Below are 23416 nucleotides of genomic sequence, written 5' to 3' on the forward strand. Positions count from 1 at the left end.
GTTCGGCATTTCAACGACACAGTATCGCGCGTCGATTTCAAGCAATCGGCAAGCTTGTGCACGAGGAAGCTGTCCACGTAATTCAACAGCAATTTTACACGTAGTTTCCTTGTCCACTAAAGCCATTACTGACTGTCTTGGAGCCTAGGATCTGAACATTGGGGCTCACTTGCTCAAGGTTTTGACGAGCCTGCTCGGCCTCGCTCAAGCCACTTACGATTTCGTTGAGGTATTGCTTCGAGGCCTTTTGTTTGGCTAATAATTTACCACGCGTCTCGCATTGGCTGAGTGTTTCCTCACGGTCACACACAATCGACTGACTCACTTCGAGCTCACCCGTTTGGTTGAATTCACGTTCCAAACGCTCTACACGAGCCACCTCGCGCTGATCTTTCAGCGACTCGATCTCATTGAGCAGTGCGTGACGGCTAACTCGCGCTTCCTCAACTTCTTGCTGTTTGTCATCAACTAATTGAATCTGTGTTGCTATATCTTTCTTGTTTTGCTGATGAGCCATAACGGCTTCTTTATACGCTTGCTGAGCACCCGCAATATCAATTGTCGGATCATCCACCAGCTGTTGATAGCGGTTGTTCATTTCTTGCAACGCAGTTTGTCTTTGTTTCTCGAGCGTTTGATTGCGTTCGCGCAGCGAGGTTAGCTTTTGTTCCAGCTGCTCGGCTTCGTCTTTAAGACGTTGCACCGTTTGCGTATAGTTATCGTATTCATTTTGCAAACTCGTGATCTTGTCGGAGATCTGCTCCACCGTCATTGACTGCTGTTGCTCTTGCAGAGCATAAGCCGGCGAAGCGATTGTCAAAGTCGAGGCCATCACTAAGGCCAGTTGAGCCAGTCGCATCATGTTCCCATTCCAAGCTTGAAAGTAATAAAGCGGTAGAGACGTTAAGCCTTACCAGCGCTCTTTATTCGAATATTTATTGGTAAACGTCGTTAACGTCGCGCATGTGTAACAACTTTGTCTTATGCTATTTGCTTGTCAACAAAAGCGCAAGGAAGAATCTCGGTAAATTGCCTACAAATGAGTAAGTAGCTACTTACAAACCGACCTCTTGCCAATAGATTTGCCGATCACTGCCACTGTAAATACCAAAAATGCCAAGTGCAGTTGGGTTCTCATCATAAACACCGTCACCCGTCCAGTCGTACTGCAAATGGGGGGGAACCTCTAAGTCAAATTCAAATTGGAGGTTTTCGTCTGCCGGCAACCAGCGCAAACTTTCGTCATCTCCCCGCTCCACTGACTGAATTCGACCACCGCTCAGCGTTACTGAGTTATCAGCAGTATCCGCTATAGGACCAAGTTCAAGGTCAACACCCGGTGTTTCTGCACCCTCTTCTACCACATACCTCTCTTCCGAAAACGCATTGTTTGCAACGGTATAGCAGTTATTGTTTTCGTCGAGTTGGTACTCGTTGCCATTCCAGAACTCAACGTGTCCCTGAATGAGTAGTGGGTCGCTGATTGCTGATGCGACATTGTTGAGTACCATACGAGCAAACACCAGCCGCGCCGAATCAAAAGCAGCATAATCCGCATCTACGTAATCATCGTCTGCGGGTGCCGATAAACCGGTGTTCTCAAGTTGGCTATAATAATGATCCCCTTCCCCATCGTTTATGCGAATCCCAAGGGTATAGTTCTCGTAAGGTCCCTCTTCAGCGTCACTACGTAAAAACGTTGCTTGAGCATTGTTTAACAACCCGTAGCCCCAGTTGCCAGCCGAATCGTCCCAGTCAATTGGACCCACTAAACTCGACTCTTGAGCGTTTGGCGTAACTCGCAAATTAAACGATTGGCCATTGACATTAAACGCTGCAAACTCCAAGAACGCTTTTGCCAAATCACTCGCATAATTACGAGTGATATTACCGCTAGCGTTACGTGCCACGAGTTGGATAGGTAGCAAGCTTTGTGGCTCACCAATGTAATACGACGGTTGCGCTCCACAGGTATTTGCAAAGCCAGTGCCCGCCTCAAGCGTAAAGTGGTGCGGAATAAATCGACCGACAACAAACGGGGTTTCAAGCAAGTCGCTAGTATCTTGCCACTGAGATAGATACCCGCCGCCATTCTGTTGGGCTACTTGTGCTGTAATATTAGCATTACCGACTTCAGAGTAGGTAACCTGACCATTAGTAAAGGTACCTAATGCTGAACGCGAAAATTGTACTCCATTTTCCAACGAGCCGTCGTTATTAGCTACTGGCGGCGCAGCGGTCGCTGTCTCTTGTATAATCAGTCGTTCAGCCACCTGTTCAAGGCCAAAATTCGGGGTAATCTGATCTTGCGCATTACGTGCCGTTAACACGACCTTAAACGGATCGCCTGCTTTAGCTAAAATCTCAGTTGAACTCGATAAATCAGTATCTAGCTGGCTCGATTGCATATTGATATGGTGCGGTTGCCAAACAAAAGTGTTTGAATCGCCGCGCAGCGTAACACCGTTGCTCAAAGTTGCTTTCGCCGAGAGCTTCACCGCGCCTACATCATCATACCGCATCGCTAAATTCGCTCTACTGTCATTAAATTCAACCGCTACATTTTGATAGTTACCCGCAATTAAGTCGGTTGCATTTGCAGCCGTAAGCTCGGAGCCCACTTGGCCGCTTACCAAATACTCGCTTTCTGAACGACATTGGTTTGGATCCACACACTCCAACTGCATTTCAACTTGCGTTAAGTTATTTGTCAGCGCTTGACACTGCAGTGTATTGGTGTTCGTTTCTACAGCGCGAATTGTAACACCTTCAGATTGAATTCCCGCCGTTTGCCGTGGTATTTGCGTGCTCTGTAAACCAGCATCATAGAATACAAACCCAGCATTGCTTATTGCGATTTGACAATCGTCTACCACGCCATCCACTAAGCACACTGTCGGGTTAGCCGGTTGTGGCGAGCTTTGATTGGTTACAGATAGGTTGGCAACGCCCGCCTGAGTAGGGTTCAACTGCGTTAGTAACTGCGAACTCGTCGCCTGCCAACTCAGCGAAGACGGTGAGAAGTTTCCGTTATCAGTACCAAGCTCAATTGATGCAGGACGATTAAACGTTTCCGAGCAATCGGCATTAGCGCACGCTTTAACCGCTACTTCGGCACCGTTGCATAAAACTGCATTTTGGTTGAATGCCAGTTGATAATGATGCACGTCCTGCTCGTTTGGAGAGCCAGGAATTGAGCAAACTGACAAGTCCTTAATCCAATGATAATTCGTCTCGCCTCCAGTACTACCGGTAAAACTTAAATACACCTGTTCGGGCATCTGCGGCTGATCTTGAATATTATCGAGCTTCAAAATACTGACAAAATTATTGTTCGCGCCGTTTTCGTCCAGCTTACGTAGTACCTCGATACTTGGATTATCACCCGTTCCATCGATCAAGACTTTATAGGTATGTCCCGGTTTAGGGTTAAACACAGAATTTGGGTTTTGGTTCGCTGGCGAATCAATTGCGGGTTCAAGTTCATTTGAAGCGTCTAAGAACTTGTAATTCGTTGAATCAGCCCCACGAACGCCAACCCGGTTAGGAACCAGTCGATCAAACCCGCCAACTCGACCCTCGTTGCTTTGTGAAAAGTTACCATATTCATCAAAGCCAATACCAAGCCAACCGGCTTGAAAACCGGGCACACCACCATTACGTTGAGCGTAACCTAGAGAGCCACCATAACTGCCCGCACGAGGATTGCCATTACTAATACGACTCGCATCAGACAGTACTAAAGCAATACCATCTGCACCGGTGAAGCCTGGCGACTGCGAGCCCCAAGCGTATAGTTTAAACTCAATTTCAATGCGATGCCCTTTACCCGGAAATGCCTTCTGTAACGTTACCGCAGTCGCTCGATTATTCTGATTATCAGTCAGTTCTAAATATTGCTCATTGTGAGCTTCAACTAACTTAGGTGAGTAATTTTCGTCCTTGGAATAACTCAGCCAGTCATTGCCAAACACTTGCCCAGCCATATTCAATGAATAGCATTGATTGCCACTTGCTTGGCAAACACTCCGTTGGTCCATCAAGCGTTTTATATCGTTGCCAGATAAATAGCTATCAAACATTTGGAACTCATCAATAGCGCCATCAAAAAAGCGGTTACCATCTCCTTCTTTGTCCGCTCCTAACCGAAGCGAGCTATTGTTTGTTGTTGGTTTATCGTTAATCGAGGCGTCGATAATGAGTTCGTTATCGACGGTTAACGTTTGCTTACCTGATTTAAAACGAGCGACGACGTAATGCCATTCACCATCATCAAACCGTTGCGTGCTGGTTAGGGAATGGACACCACTTTGTCCTTGCCACCACCAGTTAATTTTACCAGAAGACGTTACGTGCAACTCGTAATTAGTATCTTTACTCACCAGAGTCATTAACCCGGAGTCTGGTGTCGTGCTATACCGAGCCCATAGCGCTATCGTATATTCGTTGGTCAAGTCCAGAACCGGATCATCGGGCAGCTCTATATACTGCTTGGCGGAGCGTTTAAAATATCCATACCCACACGTACCCATGCCGTTTTCGTCGACTGGTAAGGCAGAACTTGCGCTTGCTTGTTGCCATTCAAGTCCCTGTTTTGCTTGTCCATTGAGTAAATTCTTCGAGCCATCAAGCACGTCTGTATTTGTCGTCCATGGACCGTCATTCATTGACCACTTCAATATCGGCTGAAGAGGCGCTGCGGTGCCGACAGTACAATAGCCTCCACCTTGAATATCTACACTAGGTTGTTGATAGTTAATCTGTGCGGGTTGACCACAACCTGTCTGGTAGATATCCCCCGCAGCCGCAAGGGCGCCATTTACGATCGATGTATTCGCCTCGAAACATAATATAAGCAAAGGTTCGCCGGCATTCGCAAGAAAAATATCGCCCGTTGCGTAGATATAGCCATTAATTCGCACATCGCGTTCAATGGTTAAATCGCCGTTAACGATCAGCATGAAATTATCAGCATCATCGTTCTGGTTTAATCGAGCGCCTTGTTCTATGGTCAGGGAACCATCAATGTATACCCGAGAAGTTGGCGCAGGTGCCTGGTAGTCTTCGCCTACGTTTGCAAATGAGCCTTGACGTAAATAATCGATGGGATCTAGCGTTCTTGGTAACTGCTGTCCGTATGGGGGAACATCGGGACGAATATTTACCAGACTATTATTTCCGGACGTTAGCGCTTGGTCCCAAATATCTGAACACTGTTTAAGCGTATCTACAGCTCCGCACGGGCGGCTACGATTAAAGAGTTGATTCACTTTTTGACTGGAATACACGCCGGTCGCCACTGTGACCTCATCAATTGAGCCGTTGACGCCATGGCCAGCAAATGACTGCCCGCCAATATATAAATTAGCACGGGATGACAGTGGGTTAAGCGATCTATTACTCACTCCAGCGGTTGCTTTAAGTACGCCATCAATATAGAGATTAATATCGCTCGACTGCGCATTGTAGGTTGCCGCTATATGATGCCAGTTGCCATCAAATACCTGTTGACCAGATACCGAGACGTTGTGAATCCAGCCTAAACTATCGCGAATCTCAAAGTACAACGCGCCATCAGACACCCGTCTATAAACTTCAAAACGCCCGTTAGGTCCTTCGGTGGGTCCTTCACCATAAATCAATAGTGTTTGATATCGTTCGGACGATGAGCGTTGTGCTGATGCGTTGATATTAAACCACATGGAAAGACTGACACTTTCAGAAGCTGAAAGCTGCTGGGGTTGTGGAACTCTTACAAAGTCATCGCCCCCGAAACGCCCATAACGACACGTTCCGATATTCCCAGCAATCGCCGGCGAAAATGAACTCGTCGTAGGCTGACCGACAGCGGTTCCCGACAAGGAACTCGAAGCACTGTTAAGAACTTCGCCCGGCTTGCCTGTCCAACTCGATTCATCAAAGTGCCAGTCACCAACAAGTTGATAGCCAACATTGTTTCCGCCTGTGCACGGTCCTTCATTTGCATTGATATTACAGGTTTCGTCGACATTGAGTGGTTTATTGCCACAAGCATTACTCTGACTACTATCGGTACACTTTGCGTTGACATAAGTACCGTTTATTTGACCATCGTTCCAAAGATCGCCATCGACATTTATGCTTCCGTTAATGACACCACTGCCATTATTTCTAATGTTTCCCTCAGCATCGACATTACCGTTGATAACGCGGTTGTTAATAAGATCCTTGTCAGTATAGAGGTTGCCATCGATTACACCGTCAGAAGTAATACTCCCGTCAGCAAAAATATCCGCTTTGATGGTTGATGAGGCATCTATCTTTACCGAATTCTGTGTTTGAAAGCGGAGCAACAGAGGAATTGACTGTTTGTTGTTAATAGTTGACTTAATGACGGTAATTCCCTTAATGATAAGCTCTGCCTTAGAGGTCTTCTTGAACCTTATTTCATCCGAGCCATTCAGCGCGGTAAAAACACTCCCTGGACAAGTAATGCTTACTCCACCTGAATTTGCATTAACAGCCGTGCATTGCTCAAAAGGCTTGTTCTTCTTCCCAATATCTTTTGGAAGCTCATACTGTTTGGCGTGTGACACCGCAGAAGCCGCAAACAACGAAAACATCAGCAAACATAAACTCATCCGTCTCATTCTAATGTCCTCGCTTCCATTGCTAACACACGTGTCGTGACTTGTGCTCCGACTGTGCACTCTCCCGTTGCTATCAACCGATAATGTGTATCAGATTCGTAATTATCACTCATGCATTGAATACTAACTTCGCAGTTCTGCAGGCCCTTGGCATCGCTAAAATCCATAGACGTGTCTACGGCAGGGCAAGCTTGCATCTCGCTATCTAACGGGAATAATTGATTCATCCCCTGCTGCAAACCACTTTGCGCTGCGGTGAATGCCCGTGTGCCATACACCTCAGTTACAACACTTTCGTTACTGGTACGTAAGAGACCCGAAAGCGTTGCCACCAGCAGACTAGTTACCACGATCACGAATATAGCCACTATCAACGCACTGCCACGTTGTGATTGATAACTAGGGCGCATTGGGAATATGAACCTCTTGACTAAAAAACAACTGTTCATTATCTATACTATTAAATTGCAGGAACAGATGCACAATATTATTTTGCAACAGGGTGGTTTCATCTACTTGAAAAGCCGGCGCGTTATTAACTAAATTCGCCAAACCATTCCCCATTAGCGTGCCTGTGACACCCGCAAATCGCCCATTGGCTGGCGTAGGCTGCTGCTGCGACCAGCCATAATTAGCGTAACGATATATGTTTTGTCCCTCAACACAATAGCTGACGGGCGTACGTCCGATATACAGTCGTTGACGCGGCGAACGCTGACCATAGCGCGCGTTGCTACTCGCCAACGTTAGCTCAGTCACATTGCCAGAACGAGTTGTTTGTGCATTGACCTGCTCGTATCGATTCGAATTATTGGCGTAAACATGATTAGTACGCGTCGCGTAAATATAGAGTCTGTCAGTCACTTCGATAACGGACCAGTTGGCCAATGAAACAAAGGTTAACGTATTGGGTTGGTTATTACGAAACGGTGCGTCGTAATAGGTACCTGCTACGCGTGTCGGGACAAACTCTAAACACTGTGTTGCGGTATTATTGCCGATATTTGTCGGGGTAACCCGTGCACTATTCGGTACCGAATTTCTCAGTTCTCGTGTTAGACGTTCGATCACAAATCGACTTTGATCGAGTACGCGTACTCGCTCGGCTCCACTGACAAACATCTGTGAGCCGAAACCCACAAACTGAAACGAGAAAATGGCGATAATTGCCAGTAGCAAAATGACAATGACTAACTCAACGAGCGTGAAGCCTCTATTACGCATTACCAATTGCCTCTGAACGCCGAGAAATCGATATTCTGCCCTTGTGGCGTAATGACAGTAACTTCGATACGCTTGAGTCTATCTGGTTGCTCGACCGCGACGCGCACCTGCAAACGAAACTGTCGATAATCGTCGGTCAGGTCATTCGCTAACGTATCAGCGACTTGGTTTCCCGAGAGTTCCAGGCAGTGATAGTCGTCCACATCGTCAAAGTTCTCTCGTGACGCCTCCTCTCGATAACTTGTATTACTGCAGTCATTGGGGATCGTCGTGCAACTCGGTCCACCTGTTTCGCCGCAACGAGCCTCGCCAACGGCACTAGACCCGTTTTCATCAAAACGGCGCGATAGAATTTCATTAATCAAACTTTGACCCAGCTCGGCGGCGCGCACTTGCTGCCACGGATTAACGCTTTGTTTAAACAGCGGTCCCATGCCCGCCGTTACGACCAGCGTGATAATGCCCACGACAACAATGCCGGCGATAATCTCGATAAGCGTGAACCCATGCTGTGGCTTGAGCTCTTTAACAGCCATAGATATAACCTTCGCGGTTGATACAGACTGACTGACTTGCACCACTGGTTTCGGTGAAGGTGAATCGGCACGGTTGTGCGCCGCTACAGACTAAGCCAGATTCATCACGGGGGCGACCCAGTGAGTCGAACTCTATTTCTGTCGGTAAAGCGACATTCGTGTTCGCGCTGTTGGTGACCGTAAACGTTTTTCCTTGAAAATCTGCGATTTGACGTACGTCGTCGGGATCTAGGCTGAATGTCGAGGTGACAACGCCACAGTTTGTAGAAGTCGCTTGTCCAAGAGAGTTGGGTTGCAAAACAACCGCGGTACAGACCAATGAGGTATTCTGCATTGCTTTGAGCTGGCTATTACGCAGAATAGACAAGGTTCGCTCGCGTAATACTAAGCTTTCGGTGCCGCCCGAGCCAATGAATAACGGTGAGGCGCCAACCGCAAGGATACCCACCACTACTAAAACAATAATGAGTTCTACTAGGGTGAAGCCTTTCATAGGAGAGACCTTAAATATTCGGCCCGCCGAGACGGCGAGCCGAGATTCGACCATTAAAAGATGGTTGGATTAGTTACCACAGCCGCTAACGTCGATTGTGACTGTTGGTGGTGTGTCTGTGTTTTCAGCAGCCACATATGATACGTAGCAAGATGCATCAAAAATGTCATCTGCAGTTGATGTATCACTCAAAGAGTCAAATCCAGCAGGCGCAATATAGAACGTGTCCGCTACCGCCGTTCCATTACCATCGCCTGAAGCAAACACCCAATCCTCACCATTTGTACCCAAATTAGCCGCTTCGACAATTCCACTAGCGTCAGCTGTAGGATAGCCATTAGAGATTGTTACATCGCCAATAGCGGTAGAAAAGTCACCATCAACCGCCGCTTTCGCATAAACCGTTTGGTAAGCGCCTTGGATATTACCCTTCAAACCTTTAACTGCAGACTCGCGAGCGTCACCCGAGAAGTTAAAGAACTGAGGCGCAGCAGTCACGGCAAGAATACCGAGCACCACAATAACGATAATAAGCTCGATGAGCGTGAAGCCTTTTTGATTACGCATGATTACTTTCTCCATTAAAAAAATATTCAGGTGCGGTGTTAGTTATTATTACTGAACACGTTTACACCACCATTCCTAGGGTTATATACAAACGAGTTTCCAACTGTCTGAAAGTCGTTACCCGTGGGTAAAGGGCTAACTCCTTTTATCGTGTTCACTAAATAATAAACACAAACTTGATTGGCAGCCTGTCCTTGTGCTGCACTACCGTTCGGATCATCGGTTGCATACGTATAGTATCGATACTCATCGATAGAACCGCTATCACCTTCTGCCATCACGGTCGGTGACCCTTGCAAGATTGCGGTCATCACAGTACGGCAATCGGCATTGGTTAACGTTGCATCAGTTGCCGAACTATTATTACCACTCACCGGATAGCCGGTATCACCGTCGACATACACGGGAACACCATCCATCTGCAACTGAGCGCCTGCGCCGTTTGTGCCGCCTTTAGGGCGACCTCGTAGCTCCCACTCGCCACGTACGATGCCGACAGCACTGGCAAAACCACCCGCGACGCCTTCGATAGCAGAGTCTTCCGCATCCGCTGTCACATCGGTAAAGCGCGGCAGTGCCGATGCGGCGAGCAAGCCAAGAATCACCACAACGATGATTAACTCGATGATTGTGAAACCGTGTTGCCGTTTATCCATAGTCAGCGTCCTTTATCATTTCTCGTGATATTGTATAACGACATTTTTACAATTCATAGGTCAGATCCGACATTTTTTGGACGAATTTGACCTGTCTCAGCGTCATATACTTGCCACGGTTTTTCATTAATACTGAAAATACATCGATTGCCCTCAACCCGTGCAGTTAGCTGGCGTGGCACATCAGCAAGACGTTGCCAAAGTGTTACACAACCTTGTTGCACGGCAGGCCAGCCACGCGCATTCATTTGTATAGTTTCTTCACTACTACTTATGTTAAGTGATACATGTGTCGGACGACCCCGCCGCATCCATTCCGCCCGAGCCAGTAATAAGGTGTCATTAAAACGCCGCAGTTCCATATCTCGTTGTGTTTCTTGCCACCCATTGTCGTCGCTCGGCGCGAACCAAATCCATAACGCGACTGCGGATAGCACCAATACGCTGATTATAACAACAACGTTTTGTAACAAACTGCGAAAACTCTGCTCGCTTTGCGCTTGGCTTTTCATCCCCGCCCCTGATACGCATTCATCATATCCCACATCGGCGTGAAGATACCCAGCGCAAGAATTAATACTAACACCGCCACAAAACCAATCATGACGGGTTCAATACGCGCAGTCAGCGTTTTTAAATCGTAATCCGTTTCTCGTTCATAATAATCAGCGACCTCTTTTAACAGCGTATCGCTTCGACCCGTTTCCTCGCCGACTACGATCATTTGTAATACCAGCGGCGTAAAAAGTTTGGACTGTCGTGCGGCACGAGACAAATTCTCGCCACGCTCAATAGTGCGCCGAATGTCTAAAATTTTGCGCTCCATGTGGGCATTATCAACGGCTTCAGACACCAATGAAAGCGCCTGCGTTAAGGGGACTCCCGCCGACAGCATAACCGCGAAACTGCGTGCAAAGCGAGACAGTATCGAACGCTCAAGAATCGAGCCGATAATCGGCATTCTTAATTTCCAACGGTCCCAAAATAGCCGACCGGAAGGGCTATTCACATAGGCGCGCACAGCAAAAAACGCCGCCACCATTGCGACAAGCATCAACGGCCAGTAGGCCACAAAAAATTCCGAAGTCCCCAGCAGTGCTCGCGTCGCCCAAGGTAACTCGACGTTAAAACGGCTAAACATATTGGCGAACGTTGGAATAACAAATATGTTTAAAACGAATAATGCAACCACAAGCGCAATCATCACAAAGGTCGGGTAGCGTGTCGCTGCCTTGATACGCTTACGCGTATCTTGCTCTTTTTCGAGGTAGAGGGCGAGTTGCTCAAATGACTCCTCTAGTTGACCGGTATTCTCGCCAACGTGCACGATAGCGACAATAAGACGCGAGAAGACTTTAGGATGTTGCGCCATACCTGCTGACAAAGTGCGGCCGCGCTCCAATTGACTATGAACATCACGTAAGGCTCGCTCCAAGCGCTTATTTTGGGTGGTATCGGCGAGTCCCTCGATGGCGCGCAGAATGGGGATACCGGCATTGGTCAATGAATACATCTGACGGCAAAATATAATGAGTTGATCCAGCTCGACGCTCGGCTCGGTTAATGCTTTCAGTTGCATCCATAATGAACCTCTCGGCGCGCTCGCTTTACCGCCTTGAAGTTTGCCTTTACTAACCGCTACATCAACCGGGATCAGGCCACGCTGCATGAGTGCTTGCGCGGCACTTTTGGCATCATTTGCCTCTACTGTGCCTTGTTGAAGCGCGCCGGCTTTGTCTCTGGCTTTGTAGCTAAACTGCATGGTTAGTCATCACTCTCGCTACGTTGTGCGATTTCGCTCACGTTGGTAGCCGCAAAATTTTCCTCGACACTTTCTGCCAAGAACAATACTTCATCAATACTGGTAACGCCCTGCTTGGCAAAGTCCAGTGCGACATTGGCCATCGATCGGTAGCCCTGCGCATGTTTGGCCGCCTCAGCAAAGCGTTGGGTGTCCTCTTGCCGCAAAGCGTCCATCATCGCGCTATTCATCTCAAGCAATTCAAATACACCGATTCGACCTCGATAGCCCGTATGGTTACAGTTCTGGCAGCCGACACCTTTCTTAAAGGTTTGGTTGCAACTACCCTTTTCTAAATGTTCGAGAATCGCGCGCTGTGCCTCATCGGGCGTATCGTCATGCGCACACCGCTCACATACTCGTCTGACAAGTCGCTGCGCAATCACACCCCGCAAGGCAGCCGCTACTAGGTACGATGGCGCCCCCATATCAATCAACCGCATGGCACTGGTAATCGCATCGTTAGTGTGTAGCGTCGATAACACCATGTGACCTGTAATTGCTCCACGTAGACCAATTTCTACCGTCTCGTGGTCACGCATCTCACCCACCATGATGATATCTGGATCTTGTCGAAGTGTCGTGCGCAACACGCGAGCGAAATCAAGTCCAATCTTATTACTCACTTGGACCTGCGAAATCCTCGGTAAACGATATTCAACGGGATCCTCGACAGTGATCACCTTCTTCTCTTCCGTGTTAAGTTCACTTAGAGCACCGTAAAGCGTTGTCGTTTTACCCGAGCCCGTTGGCCCCGTGACAAGTAACATACCGTGTGGTCGATGAATTAGATGGCGGACGCGCTTGAGAATATCAGGCGGCATACCGACTTGATCCAGCGATAAGATACCACTCGATTGGTCGAGCAAACGCATGACACAGGCTTCACCATACTGCACTGGCATCGTTGATACCCGCACATCAATACTGTGCTTTTTGACTTTGATATTAAAGCGGCCATCTTGCGGTAGCCGTCGCTCCGAAATATCGAGCCCCGCCATTAGCTTTAATCGTAAAACGAGCGCATTAGCGATGTTCGTTTCATCAAGCACATTTTCCTGTAATACGCCATCAACACGCTGGCGAATACGCAGCATTTTTTGATCAGGCTCGATATGAATGTCAGACGCTCGAACTTGTACTGCATCCTCAAAAATCGACTTTAATAACTTCGCGACGGTCGCATCATCGTCGTCGTCATCTAAGCTATCTGACCCGAGTGTAAAATCAGCGGTTTCTTCATATTCGGTTTGTAGTTGACTTGCGAAGGTTTCTATTTCTTTAGTGCGACGATATAGAGAGTCGAATGCCGATAAGAGCTCAGCTTCGGATACGACCGCTAAGGTCACTTCACGGGGCGACAAATGCTGAGTCACCGCATCGACCGCTGCAAGATCGGCGGGATCACTCATCCCGACTAGCGCACTTTCATCGTTCGCTTCGATCACCAGCGCTCGATAGCGTCGTGCTTGAACTTCAGGTAGTAACTGAACATCCTTTGGATTAATTTTACGGTCAGCAACGCTCACACGCTCTAGTTTCAGCTGCTGAGCCAAAAAGTCGAGCAGTTGCTCTTCGGTAATGTAGCCAAGATCACTGAGCGTCGCACCCAACTTGCGCCCACTGATTTGCTGTTCTTTAAGCGCACTTTCGAGTTGTGCTTCGCTGATGACTTGCTCGTGAACCAGCAAGTCACCCAATCGCATTTTAAGACGAGGTCGCTTCATCTTGATCTACCAATAAGTTGAGTTGTTGCTCGATAAATTCGAGCGTGGGTGCATGTTGGATTAATTCTTTTGCTCGATTAAAGAAACGAATCGCCGCATCCCTTTGAGCCAATTGTTGCGCAGCTATTGCCCGCCCTAACCACCAACGCCCCTCTGTCGGTTGAGCCTGTGCCAGCGACTGATAACTGTCGGCCATTAGCGTCCACTGGTTCAGTTGTTGGGCTAGCTGAGCCTTAAGCCGGTAATACTCCAAATGACGACTAGCCTGCGGTTGCGCTTGCTTAAGCATGGTCAACGCGAGTTGTGGTTGCTGCCGCTTATCGAGCATCTTAGCCGCGAGCAGTCTTAATTCATGGGCTTGGGGATTAACTTCCAAACCGCGAGTAAGCACGGCTAATGCTTCCTGCCAGCGGTTCCGGCCAAATTGTAACGCGGCCAGTTGTCGCCGCGCTTCGATGTGACCCGGATCGATACTGAGCACTTTCTGCCAATGTTTCACCGCTTCGCTCAATAAGCCTTGCTCGGCGGTCTGTTTTGCAGCATTTATTTCCCGCGTGATGACTTGCTCCGGTGACAGTTGTACCGTTTTTCGCACGAGTGTTGGCGCGGGCTCTACTTCGCTCTCAGGGACTGCTTCCTGCTCATCATCAACCTCCGTTGACTCTGTTGCTTGCGGCTGTTCTGCCCTAGAAGACGCGGGCGGTACTTGTGCGGCATGCGTCGACTGGTCCGCTTTAGATTGCTCAGCCGCAGGGGAATGCTGTTCAGCCGGTTGTTGCCTGCTCGATGATTGTGTCACCGCTTGCGCTTCAGTTTGCGTCTCGGTTTGCGCTGGACGTGCGAAATTATTAGTCGACTCAACTGGCTCCGGCTCACTCACTTTTTGCACCGGTTGAGGTGTATTTACCGTCTCATTTTCGACCCAGCGATCCCAACTTAGGGCGCCGAAAATTAATGCAATCACAAGTAGCACTACGGCAACGATTGCAACCACCCAAGGGGTACGCGAAGAGGGACCCGCAACAGCAGAACCGCCGACACTCTCTGCTTCGCCGGGCTTTTGACCGCGTTTATCTAAATCTTTTAATACCTTATTCAATATACTCATGCGACAGAGTTCCACGGCCACGCTGGATGTTCAAAAGTTAAACTAACGATCGCTGAAACGGCCACACACACCAGTAGAATGGACCAAATGATCAGTCTGACCATCGGCGAACGATAACGCGTATCTGACGTATCCTTCGTTGCCAACCTCAAATCTTTATGTGACAACTTTCGACGACCTTCACCATAGGCTAATAAGAGCATTTTGTGCGCCAGCACATTAACGAGTCTCGGAATACCTCGGCTACTCTCATACAAGGCTGAAACCAAACCTGCTGAAAATATCGGTTCCCCCTTATAGCCAGCAATGCGCATTCGGTGGCCGATGTACTGTGCAGTTTCTCGTGCGTTCATTGCCGTAAGTCGATGCGAAAACGAAATACGCTGCCTGAGCTGCCGAAAGTTATGCTGGGCTAGCCGTTCATCAAGTTCGGGCTGTCCGACCAAAATAATATGAAGCAATTTACGTGATTCAGTTTCTAAATTAGATAGCAATCTTAATGCTTCTAAACTATCTTCTGGTAGCGCTTGCGCCTCATCCACGATAAGTACCACTGCACGTCCCGCGTGATTAATTTCGAGCAGTTTATCCTGCAGTGCGCGAGCTAAAGGATGCTCACTTTCAATATCCGCAGTTTCAACTCCAAGTTCTTGCGCAACAGCACGACGTAATTGATCGGGATTAAGATAGGAGTCTGGTACGTAAGCCGTGTAAAAATAATCGGGAATTTCTTCCAACAGACGGCGGCATAGCAACGTTTTACCCGTACCGACTTCACCGGTCACTTTGATAAAGCCTTCACCGGTATTCAATGCCGTTAATACCACTTTAGCAGCTTGATCGTGACTCTTTAGCTCACAATAAAACTGTGTATTGGGCGTAATGGTAAACGGCAGTTGATTTAGCCCGTAGTGATACAAGTACATAGCGCGCCTGACACCTACTGTTCATGCGCGATATCTGGAAACCAGGTTTCCAACAGTTCACGTGAGCGCTCTAACTCCTTCTGCCACGTATCGGCGCCAATAACTGTTGGCTTGATCAATATCACTAACTCTTTTTTCGATGCATCGTTACTCTTGTTTTTGAATAGGTTCCCTACCAGCGGCAGATCGCCGAGCAATGGTACCTTTTCTACGTTTTCTGACGTTGAGTTTTGCATCAAACCACCGAGTACAACGATCTCGCCACTGCGCGCTCGTACAATCGTATCAGATTCACGAATATTACTGCGCGCCAATGGCAAACGCAGTGTTTCATCGCCAATCGTAATTACTTTTTCTTGTTCCTTCGTCTCAACGACTGACGGATGCACATGCAGTGTGACCTCGCCGTCGTCACTTATTTGCGGTGTGACATCAAGCGAAATACCCGAGAAAAAGGGCGTCAAATCAACATTTGAACTCGTCAACGCGTCTTGTGTGACCGTGGTATTGGTCTGCGACGTTACATCCGTGACGTAATATTCGTCTTCACCAATCTTTATCACCGCCTTTTGATTATTTGATGCGGTGACACGCGGGTTTGAAAGCACCTGCACGCTGCCTTGCGTTTGCAGCAATTCAAGAAAGCCGGTAAAGCGATTAGAGTTAAAGGTTAAACCGAACACACCATCCGCCGTCGCGGCAGCGATATCGTTCGGGACAGAGCCATTAAATCCGAAATCAAATCGCCCGCTCATGTTTAATTCATTCCAGCGAATACCCTGTTGATATTGGTCGCCTAGTGTTACTTCAACAATGCGTGCTTCTAAAATCACTTGTCTTTGTAAACGGGACTGTAAATTGTCGAGAAACTGACCCACTGCACGCAGTTTTGATGGTTGTGCAGTGACACTTACAAGCCCAGCTTGTGGCGAGAGCACGACGCTGCCATTACCGCCGACAATGCCTTGGATCATATCTTCCAAACTACCCCAAAGATCCGTTTCTGACTGCGTATTGACCGATGCGCCATTAGCACCGCCGGCATTCATATTGCCGAAGTTCTGATTTTGGCCGCCACCGTTGAGACCACCTAATCCACCCATGTTGGATGAACCGCTATTATTGTAGCTGTTATTGTTTCCATAGGTATTATTGTTATTTCGCTCTTGGCTAACACCGCCGCTCGTAATTTGCGTTTGCGATAAGCCAAAGCGCTTCAACGAAAGATAATCGAGCGTAAAGGTTTGCGTGCGAACACCGGCAGGGTATACCTGGATCATACGACCATCGCGACGAATCTCATAACCATAGATATCGCTTATAACATCGAGCGTTTCATCGATAGTCACATCTTTTAGATCAAGCGAAATATCACCTGAGACATCTGGGTGAACTACGATATTGTAAGGTGTATCCACTGTAAGACTGTAAAAAAATTGCTTTGCGGCCACACCATCAGCCTGTAATACAAAGCGAGGTTCGCTACCAACGAGAGCACGGGACTCGCCTGCTTGGCGCTCTACTGACTGGTTCAAGAAAGCGGCCACATCGTCCGGTACCGCTGATGATGCGGGTTGCTTTCCTTGCACAGGGGTATCTTGCTGCATCGCCTTATAAGCCTCGCGCGGTTTTTCATCGGGCTGATAGGCACAGCTCGTCAGCAACGTTGCCACCGCTGCTATCCAAAGCACTCTCATTGTTGATCTCCCTGAGATTCGATATTCTTTATATTCAATGGCTGAAATAATTTAAGTATTCGTTGAACCGAGCCATTGCTTAAGGTAACACTGTTCGAACCGATGTCCTCAACACGAAACCCTGCAATAGTGTCACCGAGACTTAGCCATTGATTGTTTATTAGGGCACGCTGCGACGTAGCCGAGACAACGACTTGCGCTAATACTAAGTTCGTATCCTGCTGAGAACTTACCCCACGCCCTGCAGTCCAACCGTATGGTTGAGTTGGATCTTGAGCTTGCGCTGTAAATGAAGCGACTGATACGACGGTCGCCAGTAGCCACGTCAAACGATAAGGACTAGTTTGCACCGATAAACTCCTTATCCATACTGATAATACGCCATGCGATACTCAGTTCAGCTTCGGGATAGCTATCCACACGATAATTAAACTTCAGCCATTCAACTTCAGGAAACTCAGCTTGAAGTTGCTCTGCATAGCCCATGATATGTTCGAAGTCACCCTTGAATACGGCATCGACGCGATGCTGATACAAAGCACCACTCTGCTCATCTGTGATGCGTTCAGGCTGAGGTGTCGTCAACGAAACCAGTTGCATGTCATCAGGATAATTCAATGCGGCGCGTAAAAACGCTTTCCGTTGTGCCGCGCCTAATACGCTATAGCCGCTTGCGCGCTCTACTAGTTGCGTCAAACGCGCCTGCTTACGTTCAATATCATCACGAATCGGCTGGTTTACATCCTGTTGTAACTGTGACTTCAATTGCTCGTTCAACGCGCGTACTTGGCTCAACTGCTGAGCCAACTGTTCGGTTCGTAATTTGCTGGAATTCATTGCTTTAATGTTTGGAAGTAATAATGTACTCCCCATATATACGGCAATAAGCACCCACACTAATATCGCAATTAAAATGCGTCTATCCCGAGGCTGTTGCTGAAACCATTGATTTAACTGTTGCCAGCGCTTATTCATCTGAACCTCGCTCACTCGCTAGGCTAAAGCTTTGATTGTCTTGTTCATCTTGAGACAAATCGACGACCGAGAAGCGACTATTCTCGAGTACAGGCTTTCCTTCAAAACGCGCCATCCACTTCGGAATGAGGTGCCCCTTTATAGCTTTACCGTGCAAGTTAATCCGACCCTCTTCAATACCAAACTCGGTTAACCAGAGTCCATCCATATCAATGGCGCTTAATTCCGACATCAACTGCTGAGGCGCAATCAATTGACGCGATTCGAGATTAGTGAGCCGGTCGTTAAGCTCCATTTGCTGTTGGATCTGACGAGATAATTTATCGGACTGATCGATCAATTGTTGATTGGGGCTTTTCTGCTGAACTTGCGCCTGAAGTTGTGTTTGTTGCTGCTGCAACTGCTGTAACTGCTGATTCATCTCATCAGCGGTCGCTTGCCGTTCGCTGGCTAAGCTCTTTAACACTATCCACGCAACAAGTAATAAAATAGCCAGTGCTACAGCTACCACTAAACTGCGAGCAAGCGAGAGTCGGAGAACAATGGGTTTGAGCTCATCGGTATATAAATTTATGAACTGCTTCATTGTGCCGCCCCCTCTATCCGTGAGGATAAGCTAGCACCCAGCGCTTCTAAGTCCGAGAAGTCTCCCTCACATAGCTCGCTCATCCAGCTCGGATACTCAAACAACTCAACATCAGCTGCTAGCAAGTCACGCAATGATTCTGCCATGGCCTCTCGTTGTGGACCGGCTATCGCTAACACAATTCGGCGTAGACTCGCTTGACGGAGCTGCCCTTCATAGTAATCCATCGAGCGCTGTATTTCTGTCGCCAAAGGTTCCAAGGCGCCGAGTTCAATCTCTTGCGCTGAATACTTAGACAAGTCTCGGACGCCTCTCAGTTCACGTGTGAACACCAACGCTCCAGCGCGATATATTTGCACCACGTAGCGACTTTTACTCAAACCGTAAAGCACCAAGCAAGCATTGTCGGTGGTTTGAAATAAATTCTTCAACACCACTTCACTGACGGTAATGCTATCGAGTTGCCACGACTGCGAAGCGACCGCCTCAACGATTTGACTCAGCAATGTCTTGGAGGCAACAACGGCCGTTATTTTATCTTGTCCACTCGCATTTAATGGCAGATCGTAATAATCGGTCACCATCTCATCGGGACTCATATCGGTCAGCTCATCTAATTGAAACCGTAAACTTGCGGCAAGATCCTGTTCAGGTACGTCGGGACGTTCAACAGTGGTTGATTGATAATGAGCGGGCTGCAGCACAACAGTAACGGGTGCATGCTCTAAAGACAGTTTTTTATAACGTTCGTTAAAGGCATTTAACGCATGGTCAATGTGATTATTTTTGATCGGTTCAACATCATTCACGATCAACTCAGGCTCTTGCTCTGTTTTTATTTTAAGGACAAGGAAACGAAGCTCAGTCGCATTAATACTGACTACAAGCTGATAATTTGAAGCGTTTTTTTTCCCGAACAAAAAGCGCACTGAGCATTCCTTTGTTTATTTTTTGTTTATGTTATCAAACCACATACGCCTTTTGGAACAAAAATGCGCGTTATTTCCCCGTTTTTTGATTATCCTCTCACTAATCTAAAGAAAAACGTTTCACCGTTTGTTCGAGTTTTGCCGCCAGTGACTGCAAAGTGTGCGCAGTACCGCTTGAATGGCGTGTCGCTTCTTGGTTTTGTTGCGCCATACCGGCAAATCGCTCAACGGTTTCAGCGACCTCATCGCTGGCACGGTTCTGCTCATTCAACGCTTCGCTAATCTCTTGTACGACCTGCATCACGTCATTAAAACTGTCGCGTATCCGTCTCATTGCTTGTCCAGTCATGTCCGCAAGTTCAACGCCTTCCTCGACTTCACTGACGCCATGCTTCATTTGCTTAACGCTACTTTGCGTACCGCGTTGAATCTCTCCAACCATGTGTTCAATCTCATCCGTTGACTCTGCAGTACGTTGTGCCAGGCTTCTGACCTCATCTGCTACAACTGAGAAGCCCCGTCCTTGGTCGCCCGCACGAGCCGCTTCAATCGCTGCATTTAACGCCAGCAAGTTTGTTTGATCAGCGATACCTTTGATAACCGACACAATATCGTTAATTTTCTCTGACTGAGCATCAAGTTCAGTCAGTCGTTGTGAAGCTTGCGTGACAGCTTGGTTAATACGATCCATCGCTTGTGTCATCTGCTCAATGACCGTACTGCTCTCGCGGGCTTCCTCACTCGAGCGATGAGCAATACTTCGTGCTTGCTCGGCATTGTTTGACACCTGCTCAATACTCGCACTTAATTCTTGTATCGCAGTCGCAACCGAATCAGATGCTTGTGTTTGTTCATCCGAAGATGCAGACAATTGTTCGGCGGTACTCGCCACCACGCCGCTGGAATCATTCAGCTCATTAACGGCGTGTCGGATGTTATTTAGCATCGCTTTCAGCTTGTCTTGCATCGACTTTAAGGTCGTGAGCACCTGCGCTATTTCATCCTTACCGTCCGTGGTAATTCGATAGTTTAATTGCCCGTCGGCAATGGCATCAATCGCCTGTTGCGCATCGGCCAAACGATTCTGAAGTTGCTTTTTGAATGTCCAAGCCGAACCAATCGCAACAAGTGCCACCACTAAACCACCCAATAATGTTGTCCATTCCGCCAATAGGCTCGCCTGATCGGCCTCTGCATGGCGTTCCGTGAGTTGCGTGCGCTCAAAAGCGATAAAGCTATCCATTAACTCACGCATCGCTTGCATGTCTTCGCGGCCACGACCTTGTTTTACAAGATATGCAGCCTGGTCCAAGCCCATCGCTCCAGGACCGTATTGCAGCCGTATTGAGATAACCGGTTCCATCGCTTCTTCTAGCCAGCGCTGGTACAGCTCATTAAACTCTTCTAAACGTTTTAATTGCGCCGATGAGCTCTGGCTAAGTTGTTTTAGCTGTTCCCATGATTTAGACAGGTGTGCCTTTCCTTCATCATAGGGCACCTTGTCCTCGTCGTTTCCACTGATGACATAGCCACGTTGACCGCTTTGAATCAGCAATAATTGCTTAACCAAATCTTCCGCAACAGTAATAACAGTAAACGTTTGCTCTGCTTGAGAAGTTGTGTTTACGAGTGATCGAATACTGAATAGCGTCGTTGTGATCAATACAACGAGGACTAGGAGGATGGCAGCAAATGCCGTGTACAGCTTGTGGGTTAGTTTCATGGGCTTGACCAATACCAAAATTAAGAATACTTAATCTAGTATCGGTCAATCAAAAGATAACTTCAGCCCTGAGAAATGTCATAGTAAACTCAGGGCTGCGGTCAAACGCGCTTATTATGAACGCTTCCAGTGCAACGTTTGACCGGCATAGTAAGGTACAATAGGCCCTGTCGCGGTTGCGACTTGCTCAGGTACTTGCCAAGTGTCCTGCGTTAAGGTTAAGCGCTCTTCATTCAATGGTAGTTGATAAAACTGCGCGCCAAACACCGAACTAAAATTCTCTAACTTATCGAGCGCATTATGCTGACTAAAAAACTCCGCGTAGAGTTCAATTGCAGCAGGGGCCGAATAGCAGCCTGCGCAGCCACATGCGGTCTCTTTGTTGGCTTTTACATGCGGCGCGGAATCTGTTCCTAGAAAGAATTTGGCACTCCCCGATAAAGCCGCATTTTGTAAACGCTCCTGATGCTCACGACGTTTTAAAATCGGTAAGCAATAGTTGTGCGGACGCACTCCCCCCACTAACAGATGATTGCGATTCATCAACAAATGCTGAGGGGTTATCGTAGCCGCCACATTGTCATGAGCCGAAGTCACAAAGTCGACTGCGTCACCGGTCGTAATGTGCTCCAAAATCAACTTCAGCTCAGGAAATTGCTGAGTAATCGGGATCAAATGACGCTCAATGAACACTTTCTCGCGGTCAAAAATATCGATATCAGCGTCGGTCACTTCACCATGAACCAGCAACGGCACACCGTGCGCCTGCATCGCTTCGAGTACGGGGGCTAAAGCTTCGACTGATTTTACGCCAGAGGCTGAGTTAGTGGTTGCGCCTGAAGGATAGAGTTTAAAGCCGATGACTTTGTCTTCAGTGGCTGCTTTTTTTACTTCTTCGACCGTCGTCTCGCCTGTTAAATAAAGTGCCATACGAGGGTCAAAGCGCTGATCCGCGCCGAGCTGGGCCATGATGCGTTCACGATAACTTAACGCGGCAGACACGGTTGTCACCGGGGGTACTAAGTTGGGCATAACCACAGCACGGTGAAACACTTCAGCAGAATGCGGCACTGTAGTCGCCAGCATTTCTTCATCGCGTAAGTGTAAGTGCCAATCATCGGGGCGGCGGATCGTAATTGAGTTCATCAAGTTACCTCATGGAAGCGAATACACACCCCTAGTATACTGTGTTCGTCAAGTCAGCAACAGAACCTCGTTAACGAATACCCATCGCTTCTTTCCAATGGGTTCTACAACATGAGATATAGCGGTCGTTGCCACCAATCGCAATTTGTTGACCCATTTTCACAGCATTGCCGTGCTCGTCCACCCGAAGCGACATCGTTGCTTTGCGTCCACAATGACAAATCGTCTTCATTTCAACCAGTTTATCCGCGACGGCGAGCAGTACAGCGCTACCAGGAAACGCATCACCAAAAGCGTCGGTACGGATGCCGTAGCACATGACCGGAATATTGTGTGTATCGACAATGGTCGTTAGCTGCCAAACTTGTTGTTCCGTTAAAAATTGCGCCTCATCAAGCAAAACACAGTCAATTCGACGCTGATGGTACTGCTTTAAAATCAGTTCAACGAGATCACAGCCCTGCGTAAACTGGAGGGCATCACGCGCTATACCTAAACGTGAGGCAATTTTCCCCTGTCCTGCGCGGTTATCAATCGCGGGGGTCATGAGTAACACTTGCTGCTCACGCTCTTCATAGTTATGTGCCACCTGTAATAACGAGGTGCTTTTGCCGGCATTCATCGCCGAATAGGTAAAATAAAGTGATGCCATAGTGGGATTCTTTTTATTATCCAAGTCAATTCTGTGCCAAA

General features: G+C 47.9%; 21 protein-coding genes. All 21 read right to left on the bottom strand.

Annotated features, from left to right (window positions below; translation table 11 throughout):
* Positions 1–94: 94 nt before the first annotated feature.
* The 21 genes from OS145_RS12105 to OS145_RS12205 all read right to left on the bottom strand — a co-directional run bounded on the left by OS145_RS12105 (position 95) and on the right by OS145_RS12205 (position 23375).
* Positions 95–862, bottom strand: coding sequence for a coiled-coil domain-containing protein (locus OS145_RS12105; RefSeq protein ID WP_006956795.1), 768 nt, complete (start codon positions 860–862; stop codon positions 95–97).
* Between the two features lie 193 nt (positions 863–1055).
* Positions 1056–6629, bottom strand: coding sequence for a LamG-like jellyroll fold domain-containing protein (locus OS145_RS12110; protein WP_083773280.1), 5574 nt, complete (start codon positions 6627–6629; stop codon positions 1056–1058).
* On the bottom strand, positions 6626–7039 hold the full coding sequence (locus tag OS145_RS12115; RefSeq protein WP_006956797.1) for a hypothetical protein: 414 nt from the start codon (positions 7037–7039) through the stop codon (positions 6626–6628). Before OS145_RS12115 ends, OS145_RS12110 begins: the two co-directional genes overlap by 4 nt.
* Complete coding sequence (locus OS145_RS12120) at positions 7029–7853, bottom strand: PilW family protein (protein ID WP_006956798.1); 825 nt, start codon at positions 7851–7853, stop codon at positions 7029–7031. The genes OS145_RS12115 and OS145_RS12120 overlap by 11 nt, the downstream gene beginning before the upstream one ends.
* The gene (locus tag OS145_RS12125) at positions 7853–8389 is read right to left on the bottom strand and encodes a type IV pilus modification PilV family protein (protein WP_006956799.1); all 537 of its coding nucleotides are present in this window, start codon (positions 8387–8389) and stop codon (positions 7853–7855) included. Before OS145_RS12125 ends, OS145_RS12120 begins: the two co-directional genes overlap by 1 nt.
* Positions 8379–8882 carry a prepilin-type N-terminal cleavage/methylation domain-containing protein gene (locus OS145_RS12130; protein WP_006956801.1) on the bottom strand — a complete coding sequence of 168 codons (504 nt, stop codon included), beginning with the start codon at positions 8880–8882 and terminating at the stop codon, positions 8379–8381. Before OS145_RS12130 ends, OS145_RS12125 begins: the two co-directional genes overlap by 11 nt.
* Before the next feature lie 69 nt (positions 8883–8951).
* The gene (locus tag OS145_RS13670; protein WP_006956803.1) at positions 8952–9449 is read right to left on the bottom strand and encodes a prepilin-type N-terminal cleavage/methylation domain-containing protein; all 498 of its coding nucleotides are present in this window, start codon (positions 9447–9449) and stop codon (positions 8952–8954) included.
* 38 nt (positions 9450–9487) lie between these two features.
* Entirely contained in the window at positions 9488–10105 is a 618-nt protein-coding gene (locus OS145_RS12140) for a prepilin-type N-terminal cleavage/methylation domain-containing protein (protein ID WP_006956806.1), read from the bottom strand.
* A gap of 53 nt (positions 10106–10158) precedes the next feature.
* Entirely contained in the window at positions 10159–10617 is a 459-nt protein-coding gene (locus tag OS145_RS12145; RefSeq protein WP_006956808.1) for a hypothetical protein, read from the bottom strand.
* Positions 10614–11867, bottom strand: a complete 1254-nt coding sequence (locus OS145_RS12150) for a type II secretion system F family protein (protein ID WP_006956810.1) — start codon at positions 11865–11867, stop codon at positions 10614–10616. Before OS145_RS12150 ends, OS145_RS12145 begins: the two co-directional genes overlap by 4 nt.
* A gap of 2 nt (positions 11868–11869) precedes the next feature.
* Positions 11870–13633: a GspE/PulE family protein gene (locus OS145_RS12155; RefSeq protein ID WP_006956812.1), complete on the bottom strand. Its 1764-nt coding sequence runs from the start codon at positions 13631–13633 to the stop codon at positions 11870–11872.
* Positions 13614–14741: a tetratricopeptide repeat protein gene (locus OS145_RS12160; protein ID WP_006956814.1), complete on the bottom strand. Its 1128-nt coding sequence runs from the start codon at positions 14739–14741 to the stop codon at positions 13614–13616. Before OS145_RS12160 ends, OS145_RS12155 begins: the two co-directional genes overlap by 20 nt.
* Positions 14738–15667 (bottom strand): ExeA family protein, encoded by a 930-nt coding sequence (locus tag OS145_RS12165; protein ID WP_006956816.1) that lies wholly within the window; start codon positions 15665–15667, stop codon positions 14738–14740. Before OS145_RS12165 ends, OS145_RS12160 begins: the two co-directional genes overlap by 4 nt.
* Before the next feature lie 14 nt (positions 15668–15681).
* Complete coding sequence (gene mshL / locus OS145_RS12170) at positions 15682–17364, bottom strand: pilus (MSHA type) biogenesis protein MshL (RefSeq protein ID WP_006956818.1); 1683 nt, start codon at positions 17362–17364, stop codon at positions 15682–15684.
* Complete coding sequence (locus OS145_RS12175; RefSeq protein ID WP_006956820.1) at positions 17361–17714, bottom strand: hypothetical protein; 354 nt, start codon at positions 17712–17714, stop codon at positions 17361–17363. The genes mshL and OS145_RS12175 overlap by 4 nt, the downstream gene beginning before the upstream one ends.
* Positions 17704–18339 (bottom strand): hypothetical protein, encoded by a 636-nt coding sequence (locus tag OS145_RS12180; protein WP_006956821.1) that lies wholly within the window; start codon positions 18337–18339, stop codon positions 17704–17706. Before OS145_RS12180 ends, OS145_RS12175 begins: the two co-directional genes overlap by 11 nt.
* Positions 18332–18925: a PilN domain-containing protein gene (locus tag OS145_RS12185; RefSeq protein WP_006956824.1), complete on the bottom strand. Its 594-nt coding sequence runs from the start codon at positions 18923–18925 to the stop codon at positions 18332–18334. Before OS145_RS12185 ends, OS145_RS12180 begins: the two co-directional genes overlap by 8 nt.
* Positions 18922–19854, bottom strand: coding sequence for a hypothetical protein (locus tag OS145_RS12190; protein WP_006956826.1), 933 nt, complete (start codon positions 19852–19854; stop codon positions 18922–18924). Before OS145_RS12190 ends, OS145_RS12185 begins: the two co-directional genes overlap by 4 nt.
* 100 nt (positions 19855–19954) lie before the next feature.
* Positions 19955–21577 (bottom strand): methyl-accepting chemotaxis protein, encoded by a 1623-nt coding sequence (locus OS145_RS12195; RefSeq protein WP_006956827.1) that lies wholly within the window; start codon positions 21575–21577, stop codon positions 19955–19957.
* A gap of 114 nt (positions 21578–21691) precedes the next feature.
* The gene (gene pyrC, locus OS145_RS12200) at positions 21692–22723 is read right to left on the bottom strand and encodes a dihydroorotase (RefSeq protein ID WP_006956829.1); all 1032 of its coding nucleotides are present in this window, start codon (positions 22721–22723) and stop codon (positions 21692–21694) included.
* 70 nt (positions 22724–22793) lie between these two features.
* Positions 22794–23375, bottom strand: a complete 582-nt coding sequence (locus OS145_RS12205) for a thymidine kinase (protein ID WP_006956830.1) — start codon at positions 23373–23375, stop codon at positions 22794–22796.
* Positions 23376–23416: the final 41 nt, after the last annotated feature.

The organism is Idiomarina baltica OS145, from assembly GCF_000152885.1.
GTDB classification, from domain to species: Bacteria; Pseudomonadota; Gammaproteobacteria; order Enterobacterales; family Alteromonadaceae; genus Idiomarina; species Idiomarina baltica.

Excerpts from the sequence above, each read along its gene's own strand:
- OS145_RS12105 (WP_006956795.1), bottom strand. The coding sequence starts at position 862 with ATGATGCGACTGGCTCAACTGGCCTTAGTGATGGCCTCGACTTTGACA.
- OS145_RS12110 (WP_083773280.1), bottom strand. The coding sequence starts at position 6,629 with ATGAGACGGATGAGTTTATGTTTGCTGATGTTTTCGTTGTTTGCGGCT.
- OS145_RS12115 (WP_006956797.1), bottom strand. The coding sequence starts at position 7,039 with ATGCGCCCTAGTTATCAATCACAACGTGGCAGTGCGTTGATAGTGGCT.
- OS145_RS12120 (WP_006956798.1), bottom strand. The coding sequence starts at position 7,853 with ATGCGTAATAGAGGCTTCACGCTCGTTGAGTTAGTCATTGTCATTTTG.
- OS145_RS12125 (WP_006956799.1), bottom strand. The coding sequence starts at position 8,389 with ATGGCTGTTAAAGAGCTCAAGCCACAGCATGGGTTCACGCTTATCGAG.
- OS145_RS12130 (WP_006956801.1), bottom strand. The coding sequence starts at position 8,882 with ATGAAAGGCTTCACCCTAGTAGAACTCATTATTGTTTTAGTAGTGGTG.
- OS145_RS13670 (WP_006956803.1), bottom strand. The coding sequence starts at position 9,449 with ATGCGTAATCAAAAAGGCTTCACGCTCATCGAGCTTATTATCGTTATT.
- OS145_RS12140 (WP_006956806.1), bottom strand. The coding sequence starts at position 10,105 with ATGGATAAACGGCAACACGGTTTCACAATCATCGAGTTAATCATCGTT.
- OS145_RS12145 (WP_006956808.1), bottom strand. The coding sequence starts at position 10,617 with ATGAAAAGCCAAGCGCAAAGCGAGCAGAGTTTTCGCAGTTTGTTACAA.
- OS145_RS12150 (WP_006956810.1), bottom strand. The coding sequence starts at position 11,867 with ATGCAGTTTAGCTACAAAGCCAGAGACAAAGCCGGCGCGCTTCAACAA.
- OS145_RS12155 (WP_006956812.1), bottom strand. The coding sequence starts at position 13,633 with ATGAAGCGACCTCGTCTTAAAATGCGATTGGGTGACTTGCTGGTTCAC.
- OS145_RS12160 (WP_006956814.1), bottom strand. The coding sequence starts at position 14,741 with ATGAGTATATTGAATAAGGTATTAAAAGATTTAGATAAACGCGGTCAA.
- OS145_RS12165 (WP_006956816.1), bottom strand. The coding sequence starts at position 15,667 with ATGTACTTGTATCACTACGGGCTAAATCAACTGCCGTTTACCATTACG.
- mshL (WP_006956818.1), bottom strand. The coding sequence starts at position 17,364 with ATGAGAGTGCTTTGGATAGCAGCGGTGGCAACGTTGCTGACGAGCTGT.
- OS145_RS12180 (WP_006956821.1), bottom strand. The coding sequence starts at position 18,339 with ATGAATAAGCGCTGGCAACAGTTAAATCAATGGTTTCAGCAACAGCCT.
- OS145_RS12185 (WP_006956824.1), bottom strand. The coding sequence starts at position 18,925 with ATGAAGCAGTTCATAAATTTATATACCGATGAGCTCAAACCCATTGTT.
- OS145_RS12195 (WP_006956827.1), bottom strand. The coding sequence starts at position 21,577 with ATGAAACTAACCCACAAGCTGTACACGGCATTTGCTGCCATCCTCCTA.
- pyrC (WP_006956829.1), bottom strand. The coding sequence starts at position 22,723 with ATGAACTCAATTACGATCCGCCGCCCCGATGATTGGCACTTACACTTA.
- OS145_RS12205 (WP_006956830.1), bottom strand. The coding sequence starts at position 23,375 with ATGGCATCACTTTATTTTACCTATTCGGCGATGAATGCCGGCAAAAGC.